Annotated in this window: 12 protein-coding genes; 5 read left to right on the top strand and 7 right to left on the bottom strand. The window is 60.5% G+C overall.

The annotated features are described in order from the left end of the window. The first annotated feature begins 2 nt into the window (after positions 1 to 2). The 4 genes from ACF8ML_RS14860 (at position 3) to ACF8ML_RS14845 (ending at position 4049) form a co-directional block, all read left to right on the top strand. Complete coding sequence (locus tag ACF8ML_RS14860) at positions 3 to 362, top strand: hypothetical protein (protein WP_016447736.1); 360 nt, start codon at positions 3 to 5, stop codon at positions 360 to 362. Between the two features lie 210 nt (positions 363 to 572). Further along, positions 573 to 2009 (top strand): aldehyde dehydrogenase family protein, encoded by a 1437-nt coding sequence (locus ACF8ML_RS14855; RefSeq protein WP_016447735.1) that lies wholly within the window; start codon positions 573 to 575, stop codon positions 2007 to 2009. Positions 2010 to 2265: 256 nt separating this feature from the next. After that, a complete protein-coding gene (locus ACF8ML_RS14850; RefSeq protein ID WP_026062042.1) occupies positions 2266 to 2787 on the top strand; it encodes a GNAT family N-acetyltransferase in 522 nt (173 codons plus the stop codon). Positions 2788 to 2837: 50 nt separating this feature from the next. After that, complete coding sequence (locus ACF8ML_RS14845; RefSeq protein ID WP_047326630.1) at positions 2838 to 4049, top strand: class I SAM-dependent methyltransferase; 1212 nt, start codon at positions 2838 to 2840, stop codon at positions 4047 to 4049. Between the two features lie 27 nt (positions 4050 to 4076). On the opposite strand, the gene ACF8ML_RS14840 is transcribed toward ACF8ML_RS14845, so the two are convergent. Beyond that, entirely contained in the window at positions 4077 to 4622 is a 546-nt protein-coding gene (locus tag ACF8ML_RS14840; RefSeq protein WP_392407316.1) for a hypothetical protein, read from the bottom strand. A gap of 228 nt (positions 4623 to 4850) precedes the next feature. Here ACF8ML_RS14840 and ACF8ML_RS14835 point away from each other — a divergent pair, with 228 nt between their 5' ends. Further along, complete coding sequence (locus ACF8ML_RS14835) at positions 4851 to 5828, top strand: tRNA dihydrouridine synthase (protein WP_392407315.1); 978 nt, start codon at positions 4851 to 4853, stop codon at positions 5826 to 5828. Between the two features lie 13 nt (positions 5829 to 5841). On the opposite strand, the gene ACF8ML_RS14830 is transcribed toward ACF8ML_RS14835, so the two are convergent. The 6 genes from ACF8ML_RS14830 to ACF8ML_RS14805 form a co-directional block, all read right to left on the bottom strand. Next, complete coding sequence (locus ACF8ML_RS14830) at positions 5842 to 7644, bottom strand: phospholipase D-like domain-containing protein (RefSeq protein WP_392407314.1); 1803 nt, start codon at positions 7642 to 7644, stop codon at positions 5842 to 5844. 83 nt (positions 7645 to 7727) lie between these two features. Next, complete coding sequence (ribD, locus tag ACF8ML_RS14825) at positions 7728 to 8837, bottom strand: bifunctional diaminohydroxyphosphoribosylaminopyrimidine deaminase/5-amino-6-(5-phosphoribosylamino)uracil reductase RibD (protein ID WP_392407333.1); 1110 nt, start codon at positions 8835 to 8837, stop codon at positions 7728 to 7730. A gap of 65 nt (positions 8838 to 8902) precedes the next feature. Beyond that, positions 8903 to 9316 carry a type IV pilin protein gene (locus ACF8ML_RS14820; RefSeq protein WP_154836330.1) on the bottom strand — a complete coding sequence of 138 codons (414 nt, stop codon included), beginning with the start codon at positions 9314 to 9316 and terminating at the stop codon, positions 8903 to 8905. Between the two features lie 23 nt (positions 9317 to 9339). Continuing rightward, positions 9340 to 12876, bottom strand: a complete 3537-nt coding sequence (locus tag ACF8ML_RS14815; protein WP_392407313.1) for a pilus assembly protein — start codon at positions 12874 to 12876, stop codon at positions 9340 to 9342. Positions 12877 to 12892: 16 nt separating this feature from the next. Next, a complete protein-coding gene (locus ACF8ML_RS14810; protein WP_392407312.1) occupies positions 12893 to 13663 on the bottom strand; it encodes a pilus assembly protein PilX in 771 nt (256 codons plus the stop codon). Then, the gene (locus ACF8ML_RS14805; RefSeq protein ID WP_209801646.1) at positions 13660 to 14562 is read right to left on the bottom strand and encodes a PilW family protein; all 903 of its coding nucleotides are present in this window, start codon (positions 14560 to 14562) and stop codon (positions 13660 to 13662) included. The genes ACF8ML_RS14810 and ACF8ML_RS14805 overlap by 4 nt, the downstream gene beginning before the upstream one ends. Positions 14563 to 14573: the final 11 nt, after the last annotated feature.

The following is a 14573-nucleotide window of genomic DNA, read 5'->3' as shown; positions in this document are numbered from 1 at the left end:
CTTTGAACGATTTCGTCGCCACCCTGACCCGCTGGGCCGTTCGCATCCTGCTGATGCTTGTGGGCCTAGTCTTCTTTGTCAGCCTGCTCACCGCAGCGGCGCTGCTGGCCCTGGTCTGGGCCGTGCGGGCGTTGTGGGCCAGGCTCACCGGCCAGCCGGTCATGCCCTGGGCCATGCGCATGAGCCCGCGGGCTGGCTGGCAGACCGTCTACCGCTCCGGCTCCGAGTGGATGGCCCAGCGCCCGCAGCGCGCCTACGGCGCGGCTGAAGGCGGTGGCCGTCGCGCAGGTGCAGGCGCAGGCGTGCTGCCGGGAGCGGGCGAGGTGACCGACGTTCAGCCCCGTGAAGTGCGCGAGCCCTGAAGCGTCTTGCTGCAGCCTTTACGCGGCCTGCGCATCTTCGCGCCCAGGCCGCGCATATCGGCCCGTATAGTCTGTAACCCTCGGGAGCCCGTGCAAGGCTCCCTTTTTTTTCTCCGAGCCGTTCTGGCTGCTTGCCGCCGTATCCAGCCAACCCGCAGGCGGCCTGTGCAGCATGAGAGCGTCTGCCGCGTCTTCTTACCATTGAGCCCTATGACCCAGATGGATCTTCATCGCGTCTTCGAACTTCAGTACCAGGCCAGCCGGGCGCAGGTGGACGTGCCGCTGCTGGTGCGCCGCGAGAGGCTGCTGCGCATGCAAAAGCTGCTGGACGAGCACGGCCCCGTGCTGGCTGCCGCAGTGCAGGCCGACTTCGGCATGCGCTCGCCACGGTTGACCGAGATGGTGGAGCTGTTCGTGCTGCGCAACCTGCTCAAGCACACGCTGCGCCATCTGGCGCGCTGGTCGGGGCGCCAGCGGGTGCGCACGCCGCTGATGCTCATGCCGGGCCGTGGGTGGATAGAGCGCCAGCCGCTGGGCGTGGTGGGGGTGATCTCCCCGTGGAACTATCCGGTGCAGCTGGCGCTGGGGCCTGCCATCACGGCCCTGGCAGCGGGCAACCGCGTCATGCTCAAGCCCAGCGAACTCACGCCGCACACGTCGGCGCAACTGGCCGCGCTGGTGGGGCAGTTCTTTGCGCCCGAGGAGTTCGCCGTGATCGAAGGCGATGTGAGCGTGGCCACGCAGTTTTCGGGCCTGCACTTCGACCATCTGCTGTTCACCGGATCGACGGCCGTGGGCCGGCGCGTGGCCCAGGCGGCCGCAGCGCACCTGACGCCGACCACGCTGGAGCTGGGCGGCAAGTCGCCCTGCATCGTCTCCACCGACTGCGACCTGAAGGAGGCGGCGCTCAAGATCGCACATGGCAAGCTCGTCAACGCAGGCCAGACCTGCATTGCCCCCGACTACGTGCTGCTGCCGCGTGGACAGGAGGCCGAATTCGCCGAGGCCTTTCGCGCCGCCGCGCAGCGGCTGTTCCCGCGCTTTGCCGGCAACCCGGACTATGCCGCCATCCTCACCAAGCGCCACCTGGCCCGCCTGCGGCAGATGCTGCGCCAGGCCCAGGGCATGGGCGCCCATGTCGAATGGATGGAGGACGGCGGCGCCAGCCAGGAGGGGGCGGACATGGCCTGGGGCGATGCCGTGGAGCGCCAGATGGCACCGGCCCTGGTCTTCAATGCCACCAGCCAGATGCAGCTCATGCAGGAGGAGATCTTCGGCCCCATCCTGCCCGTGATCAGCTACGACAGGCTGGACGACGTGGTCTCGGCCATCAATGCCGGGCCCAGGCCGCTGGCGCTGTACTGGTTCGGCCGCGACGAGAAGGTGCGTGATGCGGTGCTGTCACGCACCATCAGCGGCGGGGTGACGGTCAATGACACCCTGCTGCACTTCGCGCACGAGAACCTGCCCTTCGGTGGCGTGGGCGACAGCGGTTGGGGTGCCTATCATTCGGAGCAGGGCTTTGCGCGGCTGAGCCATCAGAAGGCGGTGTTCGTGCAGTCGCGTTGGTCAGGGGCCGCCATGCTGTATCCGCCCTATGGTGCGAAGTTCGATCGCATCATGGAACTGATGCGCCGCTGGCTGTGAGCAAGGGCTCGATCGGGCGTGTTGCCGGGCATGCCTGCATCGTGAGGAATTGTCAACTGATTCCTTGGCGAGCCTTGTGTTGCATGCACTAGCTGCTCTTTTTTGAAGAGCACATAGCACATCCGATAGCCGAGGGCAAGAAAACGAGCACAGCCGTACTTGCGTGCATGGCTAAGGGGCTCGATGCACGCAAAAAGCGCGATTCCGGTGAAAATCACGCCCTTCTATTTTCACCTGTTTTCGTTTCGGTTTTTCCATGTCTAGTATCCAGGTTCGTCCAGCCACTCTCCGCGATGCAAAAGCGATTGCCCAGATCCATACTGCTTCCGCCATGGAGGCTTACCGAGGTCTGGTTCCCGATGACCAGCTCAAGAGCATGTCGTCGGTAGAAAAACGCCAGGCCTATTGGCGCGAAGCCATTGAATTTTGCGAGCCCCAGGTTCAGGTCGCCATCGATGGCGACAAGATCGTCGGCTTCGTCGGCTTCGACCGCTCGCGCGATGAGAAGTCGCGCCAGACCACCGGTGAAATCTGGGCCATCTATGCTGCACCTACCCACTGGAATCAGGGTGTGGGCGTGGCCCTGTGGGACGCCGCACGCGACGGCCTGCTTGAAGAAGGCTGCACCAATGTCACGTCGTGGGTGCCGCTGCGCAATGAACGCGCGCTGCGCTTTCACGAGCTCGCCGGCTTCAAGCGCGAAATGTCCACCGCCAAGACGGCCCAGGTGGGTGGTCTCAAGATCGAGGAAGTGCGGCTCAAGCGCGCACTGAACTGATCGGGTCTCCGACCCGCTTTCCCCCTAAATCACTCACGGAGCAGCAGGCCTTGTCCTCTTCCCAGAACTGGTCCCTGCTGCAATGGCAGGAGAACGAGGCCACGCAGGCAGCGCTGTGGCGCGCGGACAGCACCATGACCGCACCGCGCCGCATCGTCATCGCCGACGACAGCCTGTCTGCCGACAGCGCCTACCGCCTGGCCTGCGAAGGCCAGGCGATGCTGTGGCGTGGCGATTTCCAGAATGCCAGGCAATTGCTGTCGGCGCTGGGCCGCCGCCTGGACAAGCCTGCACGTGAGACGTCCGCCAAGGCTCGCCATCGGCGGGCCGGCAAGGAAGACGCCAAGCCTGTCTTTCCCCATGCCTTCCACCTGCACCGCCAGGCGCTGGCGCAGCGGGCACGCATTCTGTCCAGCGTGATGATCGAGCTCGATGCCAGCTGGCATTGCGCCCTGCGCCGCGCCCCGGACTGGAGCGAGGCCTGCCGCGAGGCCTGGGGCGACATTCCCGCCGATCAGGGTGCGCGCAGCGTCATCGTTCCCTTGCGTGAACTGCTGGGCGCGCTGGGCGCGCATGAGTGGCGCAAGAAGGGCGTGGCCCTGGCTGTGCCGGGCATGCCGGAGTTCAGCATTCATCCGCACTACGGCGTGTTCTCCCCGGTGCGCGGCGAGTACCTGGATCTGGTGGCGCAGGCGCCCCTGCCGGCCGCAGCCCAGCAGGCCGATGCCGCGGTCTGGGATATCGGCACGGGCACGGGTGTGCTTTCCGCTCTCTTGCTGCACCGTGGCGTGCGGCAGGTGGTGGCCACCGACCTGAGCGACCGGGCCCTGGCCTGTGCGCAAGACAACCTGCAGCGACTGGGATTGGCGCAGCGCGTGAGCCTGCGCAAGGCAGACCTGTTCCCCGAAGGCCGGGCCGCCCTGGTGGTCTGCAATCCACCGTGGTTGCCGGGCAAGGCCAGCTCCCTGCTGGAGCAGGCCGTCTACGACGAAGGCAGCCGCATGCTGCGCGGCTTTGTGCAAGGCCTTGCAGCGCATCTGCTGCCGGGCGGCGAAGGCTGGCTGATCCTGTCGGATCTGGCCGAGCATCTGCAACTGCGCTCGCGCGAGCAATTGCTGGAGTGGATCGAGGCCGCTGGCCTGCAGGTCCTGGGCCGAGAGGACATCCGCCCACGCCATGGGAAGGCTGCGGACGCTGCCGATCCTCTGCACGCCGCACGCGCTGCCGAAGTCACCTCGCTGTGGCGCCTGGCGCCTCGCTGATCGCCGGCACCCACGCTTTCATCCCGGTCAGGCGCCTTGCGCTGCCATTGACTCGTTTGCCTCCTGGGGCAGCAGATGCTGCAGCCGCTCGCGCAGCGCATCCGCGCGCTCGTTGCCGGCATGCTCCTGCACGGTCTGCAGCAGCTGCAAGGCGGCGGCCTGCAGAGCCGCCAGGTCGCGCGCTTCGCGCAGCAGATGGCGCAGCACCTGGGCCTTGTCCTCATGGCGGTTGGCGAACATGCGCTCGCACAGGTCGAACAGATACATGCGTGTGCCGGCCAGATTCAGCGTGGCGGCAGGGCCTGGTGAAGAGGGTTCCCTGGCAGCGGCTGGCGCCATCGCGGGGCCCTGCGGCTGGGGCGATGTTTCGATGGCATTGCCGGCCAGGCGCTGAAGATGGCCGCTGTCTATCAGCTGCTGTACCAGCTCCCTGGCCTGGGCACCCAGCACCTGCTGCAGCTGCTCCTCGGTGCGGCCATCGGCCATCAGCAGCACCGAGCGCTCGCGCAGCGGCAGGCTGCGCCGGCCGGGCTGCAGCTCTTCAAGGGCCTTGGCGGTTTTTTGCAGCAGCATGGTTGGGGCAGGGGAGTCCGACAAGCCCCGATTGCACGTTACATGAATGACCGTGGCGTGAAAAAGCCATGACAACTGGTCCGGTGCAACTTGCTGCGGCAAGGGCACAATCGCCTGCCACCGCCTTGATGAGGGGCGATTCGAAGGGGCAGGCGGCCAATACGGGCCGCAGGAATATTGTTTGATCTGTAACAGGAAGACGGGGCTGCAGGTCCCGGAACACAGCTGATGAGACTGTTGCTGGCGCCCATGGAGGGCTTGCTTGATTTCGTGCTGCGCGATGTGCTCACGCGCGTGGGCGGTGCGGACCGCTGCGTCTCTGAGTTCATCCGCGTCACGGGGACGCTGCTGCCCGACAAGGTATTCCTGCGCACCATGCCGGAATTGAACAATGGCAGCCGGACGCTGGCGGGGGTGCCCGTGCGGGCCCAGTTGCTGGGATCGGACCCGGACAGCATGGCGGCCAACGCGGCCAGTCTGGCGCGCCTGGGGCCGGAGGGCATCGACCTGAACTTCGGCTGCCCGGCCAAGGTCGTCAACCGCCACGGCGGCGGCGCTGCGCTGCTGCAGGACCCGGAACAAATTGCGCGCGTGGTGGGCGCCGTGCGTGCCGCCGTGCCAGCGGCCATGCCCGTGTCGGCCAAGATGCGGCTGGGCTTCAACGACACCGCCCTGATGACCGAATGCGCCCAGGCCATGCAGGCCGGCGGTGCCTGCGAAATCGTCGTTCATGCCCGCACCAAGCTCGATGGCTACCGCCCGCCCGCCTACTGGGAGATGATCCCGCGCATCCGCGAATCCGTGACCGTGCCCGTGGTGGCCAACGGCGAGATATGGACGGTGCAGGAGGCGCTGCGCTGCCGCGAGCAATCGGGTTGCAGCGACCTGATGCTGGGGCGGGGAATCGTTGCCGACCCGGGCCTGGCGCTGGCCATTCGCGCCGCCGTTGAAGGTGAGCAGACCCCGGCCGCCGAGGTGTGCTGGAGCGACCTCGTGCCCCAGGTTCAGCGCTTCTGGGACATGGTCTGCGAGGACCTGGAGCCGCGCCAGCGTGCAGGCCGTCTCAAGCAATGGCTGAACCTGCTGCGCCGCCGCTTTCCCGAGGCCGAGCAGGCCTATCAGGAGGTGCGCACCCAGACCGATCAGCGCGAGATCACCCTCTGGGTCCAGGCGCTGGCTCGGCGCCAGGAGTGGGCGGGGTTGTAGCGCTGTCGTCCGCCTACAGCAGGTGGTCCGGCGCCAGCGGGCCCAGGAGCTTGAGCATCAGGCGCAGACCCCAGCTGGCATCGGGCTCGCTGTGCTCGTCGGCGCGGTCGCTGTCTTCCGAGGCGCGCCAGACCAGTCCTCCATCCTTGTCGATCTCCACGCGCCAGCTGCCGTCCTGCAGGCCCTCGTCAATACTTTGCGTGGCCAGCCGGCCGAACTCGCGGCTGGCTATGAGCAGGGCGATCTCGGTGTTCTGCAGTTGCGAGCGCAGGTCCAGATTCATCGAGCCGACTGCCACCAGGTGACCATCCACCACCAGCAGCTTGGAGTGCAGCATGGCGCGCGAGGCACCCGTGGCGCCTGAAGGACCTCCACCGCCACTGCTGCCCGAGCCAAACGCAGAGCGGACACTGGCCGCTGTGCTGCGCATCTCATAGAGTTCAACGCCCATCTCCAGCAGCGCCTTGCGGTGGCGCGCATAGCCGGCATGGGCCAGGGGCGCGTCATTGGAGGCCAGTGAATTGGTCAGGATGCGCACGCGCACCCCGCGTTGCCGCGCGCCGCGAAACGCCTCCATCATGTCCGGACCGGGCACGAAATAGGGCGAGACCACCAGCAGATCGCGCCGCGTCTTGCGGACCAGGGCCAGCAGGCCGTCCACTACCGAATCGGCCTCCAGCACTGGGCGCGCCGCCTGGCGCAAGGCCGGAGTTGGCTGGCCCATGGGCAGCGTGCCAGCAGGCTTGGCCTGCGGGCTGTTCGGGGCGGGTGTGGCTGGCGCAGACGCGTCCGCGCTGGTGCTCGGGCTGTCATCCCTGTCCAGCGGGATCTTGGCCGGCTGGTCCACCAGCACGGCGGCCGAGGCCCAGGTCCATGGCGCCTTGCGCAAATCCATGGGCTGCTGGTCCCAGATGATGCGGCTGTGTGCGGCGGCCTGCTCAGCCGTCTTTGCCTCTTCGGCGGCAACGGCAGGCGTAGGGTCCTCGTCCTGCGCCTGATCGCCATCATCGGCAAAGCGCTCGCGCAGCTGCTTGAGCTCCTTGAGACTGATGAGCGACTGAACCGGATAGGCGCGCTGGTTGTTCCAATAGCTGTCGAAGCTGCGTGACAGATCGCCGACCACCGGCCCCGCAGCCAGCACGTCGAGGTCCACGAAATTGCTGGCGCTGTCCGCGTCGAAATACGCATCGCCCAGATTGCGTCCCCCGATCACGCCCATGGCGTTGTCGGCAATGAAGAGCTTGTTGTGCATGCGCTGCTGCGCCCGCTGGAAATCCGTCAACAGCGTATAGGCCCGCCCCAGCACGGAACTGCGTGCGCCCGCCAGCGGGTTGAACATGCGCATCTCTATGCCCGGCACAAAGGCCAGCCGCATGACCTGCGCATTCGCCCCCGTGCTGTGGAAGTCGTCCAGCAACACCCGCACCCGCACGCCACGCCGCGCCGCCTCCACCACGCCGCGCAGCAGGCGCTGCGTGCTCTCGTCGGCATGGATGGCGTAGTACTGCAGGTCCAGCGTCTGCTGCGCTCCCTCGACCAGGGCCAGCCGTGCGCCGTAGGCGGCCTGGGCGCCGGACAGGAGGGTGAAGGCGGAGGTTTGAGGCCTGACGCTGGCTGGCCGCAATTGCTGCACCAAAGAGCCCAATGGCGTGCTTTGCGGGGCTTCCAAGGCGGCAGTGACGGGGCGATCGACCTGAGAGGGCAAGCTGCTGGCGCAGCCGCAGACCACGGCGGACACCAGCAGGACAAGCGTGGTCCGCAGGCCTCGGAAGAGGCTGACGGATGGAAGAGGCTGTAGGTTGCGAGCGCTGGACATGATTCAAAGATTTGGCCCAAGGATCGGTCAATCGGGTGTCGGACGGCTGCGCCAGCCGCTGGTCCAGGAAGCTGCTGTCCGCGTCAGAAGCTGGCGCGCCCTTCAACACGAGCGACAACGCGCAGATCCGGCCCTATACGCTGCACATCGTGCAACTCCAGCGCAAGGGCCTCGGACAGCGCGTCCAGCGGCCCGAAACTGGCAATGCCCATGCCACCCGTGCCCAGCAGCTTGGGGGCCAGGTACAGCAGCAGTTCATCGACCAGCCCTTCGCGTATCAGCGAGCCATTGAGCTTGAAGCCTGCTTCCACATGCAGCTCGTTCGTACCGCGCGCGGCCAGGTCACGCAGCATGGCGGCCAAGTCCACCTTGCCGTGCGCGTTGGGCATGTGGATGATCGTCGCGCCAGCCGCCTGCAAATCTTCGGACCGCAAAGTATCCTGACTGCTGGTGTAGATAAGGCAGCCGCCGGGCGTCTTCAGTACCTGGGCGGTGAGCGGCGTGTCCAGCCGGCTATCCACCACCGCGATGCGCGGTTGGCGCTGGGTAGGCACTTCACGCACGTTCAGACGCGGATCGTCTTCCAGCACCGTGCCTATGCCCGTCAGCAGGGTGCAGGCCCTCGCGCGCCAGGCATGGCCGTCGGCACGTGCCTCGGGCGAGGTGATCCATTGGCTGACACCGTTGTGCAATGCGGTTGCGCCGTCAAGGGAACTGGCGGCCTTCATGCGCACCCACGGTATGCCGCGCAGCATGCGGCTGAAGAAGCCGATGTTCAGTTCGCGCGATTCGGCTGCACCTGGTCCCACCTCCACCTGTACACCTGCAGCACGCAGCCGCGCAAAACCTTGGCCAGCTACCTGGGGATTGGGATCGGTGAGTGCGCCTACCACCTTGGCAACGCCTGCAGCGATCAGGGCATCGCAGCAGGGACCTGTACGGCCCTGGTGCGAGCAAGGCTCCAACGTCACATAGGCGGTGGCTCCGCGCGCATCCTTACCCTGTGCTGCGGCATCGCGCAGCGCCATCACTTCGGCATGTGGGCCACCAGCCTGCTGGGTGAACCCCTGGCCAACAACCCGGCCATCAGGTGCCACCAGTACGCAGCCCACGCGCGGATTGGGGGAGGAAAGAAAAAGCGCCTGGGCGGCGAGCCCAAGCGCTTGGTGCATGTGTGGCACGGTGTTTGTCATGGTGCCTGGGATGGTAACAAGCCTGGGCTCGATCAGCGCCTGGCGGATTGGCATCTACCCAGTGCTCACTTGCCCCAGCAGTCGGTAACGATGGTGCCTGTCGTGGCTCCGTTGGCTCCACGCAGGCCGCTTTGCGTCAAGGTGTAGTTGCCGCACTTGTCGTTGGCTTGGGCTCCCTTGGGTGTGGCTGTCAGCGTAAAAGTACTTCCATCTGTTGAATTCAATGAAATGTCGTAGCGGCTGGAAGGAACCGTCTTCAAGGAAGCGGGGAACGCGGCAGTAAGTGGGTAGGTTCCATTGGAGGTGGCTGCACGCTCCAACCATTGTGCCGCCTGCAATAGGCCCGCCCTGGCTTCTGCTCGATGCCCGCGTCGGATGTATTCGTTGTAGCTCGGCATGGCGATGGCTGAAAGTATGCCTACCACGGCGACCACAATCATCAATTCGATCAGTGTAAATCCACCGTATCTTGTTTTCATGATTTTATTTTCATCAATCTTCATTAATTGAGTTGTCGCCAGTTGGGGCGCAGCAGCAACTCTGGGATTTTTGCTAAAGAATCGCAATTGGTGCCGCAGCCGCCACCACCACCACCACCACCACTGCTGCTGCTGCCCTTACGGATCTGCAGTGTCTTTGTACTGAAGCGAAGTTCTTTGGTATCTGCCGTCATGCGGTTGGCATATTTGTCACCGGAGTTGTAGAGACCATCTCCATTTTGGTCGAGAATCTGTGTCCGTGGGCGTGCTCCTTGATCAATTGTGAGCAGGGTGCGAAAAGGCTTCGCGGCCTTTGGTGTCGGTTCACAACTTTCTTCAGAACCAGCTGTAGCGCCTCCAGATGCCGGTACTTCACTCATGATTTCGAGAACACTGCTTCCGTCAAAGAACTCAATGGCCCTGAGGACACGCTCTCCAGCTTCTGGTAGGTCGAAATACCATCCTTTGACCGCAGTGCAATTTGATTTTCCTTGGCAGTCAAAAATGGCGCGATTTTCAGTGACCGCCCAGAAATCACGGCTGGCGCTTGATCCTTCTCCACTTTTCTTGGCGCCTTCGATCATTTGACTCATTAGCTGGGAGCGGGATACGGTTGCAGGGGTGGGGTCTGAGGTTTGTGAGACTACCTTGCCTTTATTTTCTCCCGTCAAGCTTATTTTATAGCGCGTGTTGTCAAGAACGGAATAGACGGTCTGCTTGGAGTCGGTGTCCGTGCGATCACCTTCAGTAAGGCTGCGGCCCGTCCCAAAGGCAACCATCAGTCCGCCTACCTGTCTATTCGGGCGTAGCACTGGTGGCGTGGTGATCGGTTGCCGGCTTGTGGCACTGCCGGTCACCCCCGTGGAATAGGTGGCAGTGAATAATGGCTGACCATCGAAGGCGACGCCCCAATTGGATGCATTATTGCTGGAGATGTCGAATTTCCAGAGATTTCCACGCAGATCTCCTGCATAGACGATATCCGGAATGCTATCTCCATTGACGTCAAGGAACTGTGGAGTGGATAGACCATTCTGATCTGCTTCCACATTCTTGGGATTGGTGACGGGGACGGCAGAGATTTTCTGGAGTTCCTTGTTGCCGTCCAGATATTGAATCAGCAGAACAGGCCTTTCATTGATGCTGTTGTAGCCGTTGCCCATGATGACTGCCCAGCGCCCATTGTTAGTTTGCGTGATTTGCAATGCTCTTTGAGGGTTCGCCTCATCAACCACCGGGGTTCCGAAAATATGACCAATATCGTCGTCAACGGCATCTGTTTTGTCCATGACAACCAGGGTGCTGGCATTGGTCTTTGTAAAGTTCGAGGAAATCAGCCCGTCGGTGGTTCCTGGTTTTGTGACATCAAGAACAAAATAACCCTTTCCTCCGGCACCCAGTGTGCCGGTTAGGTAGGTGGCCCAATTGGCGGAATTCTGCGTCCCAAGATTGACATCACCTGTAAAAGGCGATCCATCCACATAATATCTGTGAGTGTATCCAGTATTGGAGAACTCTGGAAGGTTCTTGATGACTCCGCGTGGAACGTAGGCTATTTTTTCAGAGCCATCAATTGCGGAGAAACCATGCAGCATGCCATCATTGCCACCTACATAAAGCATTGGGATGCGCTTGCTCTGCACGCCGACGTAGCTGATATAGCTATTCGCACTGTAGCTTAGCGATGGAGGGCCTGCGTACCAGATGTTGGAGTTAACAATGTCTGCTTGGCGGGACTTTCTCTGGCGAAAAACGCCATTAGTCTGATTCTCTTCCTTACTGCGATCTCCGCGAATATAGTTGACTCTGTCTTTGCCGCGACCATCGCTGGGCGTGAGATTAAGGAGTGCTTGTTGTGCGGTGCTCAGTGGTGTCGTCGTTCCCCACTCAAAAGATATCCCGGCGCTTCCATCGTGGGACAGGATCAGTCGAGAGGTAATGTCTGCCGGGGACAAGGCATCAAGCTTGTCAGCAGTGGTCATGTGATTGTTAGGAGCTGTTTTGTTTGGATTGGTACCCCATGATGGGTTTGGGGCCGTGGTCCAAGTAATTTTCTGAGGATTCTGTGGATCTACGACGATAGAGATTTTCTCGGATGCGACAAAGCCGCTCCAGCGGTTCTTGTTTGAGTTGAGATCCTCGGCAGCAACGTAGCCTGATTGGAAGGATTCCGTATTGTTGCGGCTGATGGAGCTTGAAGCACTGGTGAAGCCTGTCAGCGGACTTGTATTGTCCGCGACAATCGATGTGAAAATTTCGTCAAATGCCTTTTCCAGGTCGGCACCGGTCTGTACGGGGAAGAACTTCCCACGACTGTTAATTGCCATGTGCCATAGCTCTTCAGGGCGGACATAATCGGTAATGGCTTGGCCGCGGCGACTTCCGCTGGTGTAACTGCCGTCGTAATCAGTGTCGGTAGCATCCGTCCACGTCTTGGTGCCTAAGATGGCTTCTGTGAAGCCGTCTCCGTACATGCCATTCGTGAAAATAGGATTGCTTCCACTGTTGTCCCAATTGCTGGCGCGTGCACCATACCCAATCGTATGGGTGACAAGGTGCTGCCATGTTGCCGGATCATTCTTGGGATTCCATTCTGGTTTGATGGTCACAGATTTGTTGCCCATCTTGAATGTCTCATCCGTCGATTTTTTGGGCTCAAAGGGTATTTGGTTCCCGATGTTGGGTTGTAAATCAGTCGACCAATAATGAAAAGCCATGTCGGCAAGAGTAGGGTATGCGTAATAATAGTCTTTTCTGCTGATGGTTTGTTTTTTCGTGCCCCCACCATAGTTGTCTCGATATATCTTGGTCTGGTCGCTTGTCGTGCTATAGGTCAGTGTGGGACCATATTTCGATGCATCCGGCTGTGGAAGTGCCTTGCTTGTTCCATCTGAATTTCCAATGGCCTCCGCATGGGTGCTGATCATCTTGGTTTGAAAGTCGAAAGCATCAAAGCTGGTGCTTGGCAGATAACTGTTCCAGCCACCATCGGTCATGAAGACGTGGTATGCCCTGCGGCATGAAATGGGCCTGCTATCGGCCACGCCAGGAGTCGCATTCCACGGGCTATCCTTGCCAGTGGTCTTCATATATTGACCTGCATTCCACATCATCGTATGAGATGGTGTGCCACCACTGGCGGATATGGAGTCCACCCATGTGGAAAAATTTGTTTTGTGCGTGCCGGAGAAAACTGCCATGGCATTCTTGCCATCGCATCCTGACTGGCTGCTGGGGATATCATTGCATCGCCACATTGACTGCCATGCCAGACGAAACTGGTTGTCATACTTGCTGGTATTGATCAGGACATTTTTCAGACCGTTCTTCAGTGAAGAGATGCGTGACGGCTGACTGCTCGTTGCACTGCCTCCCGCATCATTCCAGGCCATACTTCCCGAATCATCAACCGACAACACCACGTTCGGTATGGGCATTTTGTGTGCCGAACCTGCAGGGTACTGTGCAAGCGGGATCTCTGCGGAAAATGCTGATGGATTCGTGAATGCGGAGATCAAGGCGCAGACGAGGGCTTGCTGTGGAAATGAAGGACGTTTCATGATTTTCTCCGTCTATTTATTCGGCCAAGCTGAGGGAAAGGGCAGATTGGAGTACAACCTCTGTTCCGGGTTTTAGTCCTCTGGCCAATGCCGTAATGCGATATACCCATCTTTTCTTCCGGGAGGGTGAAAATGTTTCCACGTTGGAGCCAGGTGGAACTCCACCTAGCAGGGAAATGTTGGGGTCTACATAGGGAAGGACTTCAACCCAATACCAGGCTCCACGCCTTTGCCTCATATCGCTTGGAGTGGCTGTGATGTTGAGTATCGGGTTTCCTGCGTCGCCAGTTTTTGCTCCCGTAAACTGTCCATAGCGTGCGCCAACATCTGCTGCAGTCATCTGAGCAAGGCGGTCAGGGTCATGCCAAAAATCCTGTGGATCTTTGAACTTCTGGCAGATGCCTTTGTAGCATTTTGAATCCTGGGTATCCAGGAAATTAATGAGCTTAGGGAGATCCTTTGTCTCTATGTCGAAATACGCGGAAGTTGTTCTGCGACAAATATCTCCTTTGGAAGAGTCTGGGACACAGAAGGAGCCGTCAGTGTTGACGCCGCGTATATCCATTTCTGCATCTTGCAGCATGGCTTGTGCTGCCTCGAATGCTCGACGGTAATCTGCATCATTGCCGACAATCATTTCGTTAAGTAATGTGGTTCGCGATGCCCACAAAGCCAAAAGCATGGATAGAAGAACCAGCACGATGATGACGTATAGCGAGATGCCCTGCTGCCTGGACCTTCGAAGAAGACCGGAGGGTGAATGGTGAGGATGGGGCGTGCCATTCATGATTGCACCTGGCCTTGGCTACGAATTTGAAAAGTGTTTTTGAAGACCATACGCAGGCGATTCCCTCGAGAAACAGAGCTGCCATCGCATTTCGTGTAGTTGGCTCCCGCTGTATCTAGGGTTTCTGTGCCTTCCAACTCCAGGCAGACTTCGATTGCATATACATCGCGCCAACCGTTAGGCGATGAAGAGGCTGTGGAGGCATTGGCATATATGGTTTTGGGAAACCCAGTTTTTGCACTGGTAGGTTCCTGTATGAGATAGCGAATCTTCATGTCTTTGACATTGCGGATTATTGGTTTTGCAGTGCCGCCGACACCTTCGCAGACAAGCTCGTTATCGCTAGATATTCGAAATTTGCTCTCTATAACATAGTTTGATGACACGCCCTTGTTTTCACCAAGGCAGTCTCGCAACTGATTCCCGGAAACCAGAGCCGTTGCAGGGGGAGGAGGTGTTATTTGTTCTTGATAATTTTGATATCCAATGCTCAAGGCATACTCGCTGCTGCTGGGGGTGTCAATGCCTTTAAGCATTTTCTCTCCTCTGCTAAACATCGGGCGTTGTCCAGCAGGATCTGGGGGGTCGAATGCTACGGGCAGCATGGCATAGGACGTCTCTGAAGGTGTGAATGCAGTGGCATCAAGGCTCAGTTGAATGGTGCCCGCTTGGCGAACCTGTGAGCCAATTACCCGAAAGGCATAAGCGGCTTGCTGTTGCATGTTACTGGCATCGCTGACTGTTCCTGAGACACCCCGAGAAATCATCAAGGCACCGATGCCTACTGCCACCGTCAAGAGTCCTATGGTGATGCCTACCAACAGCTCAAGAAGTGTAGCTCCCGCCTGAAGCAACGGAGGAGCTAATTTTCTGGTTGAGTGGTGTGTATTTGTTCTCATGAACTATCTCT

Source organism: Delftia sp. WSY_10, from assembly GCF_043104705.1.
In the GTDB taxonomy this organism is placed as follows: domain Bacteria; phylum Pseudomonadota; class Gammaproteobacteria; order Burkholderiales; family Burkholderiaceae_C; genus Comamonas; species Comamonas tsuruhatensis.
The sequence above is the reverse complement of the archived record's forward strand: the minus strand, read 5'-3'. Positions and strand labels throughout refer to the sequence as shown.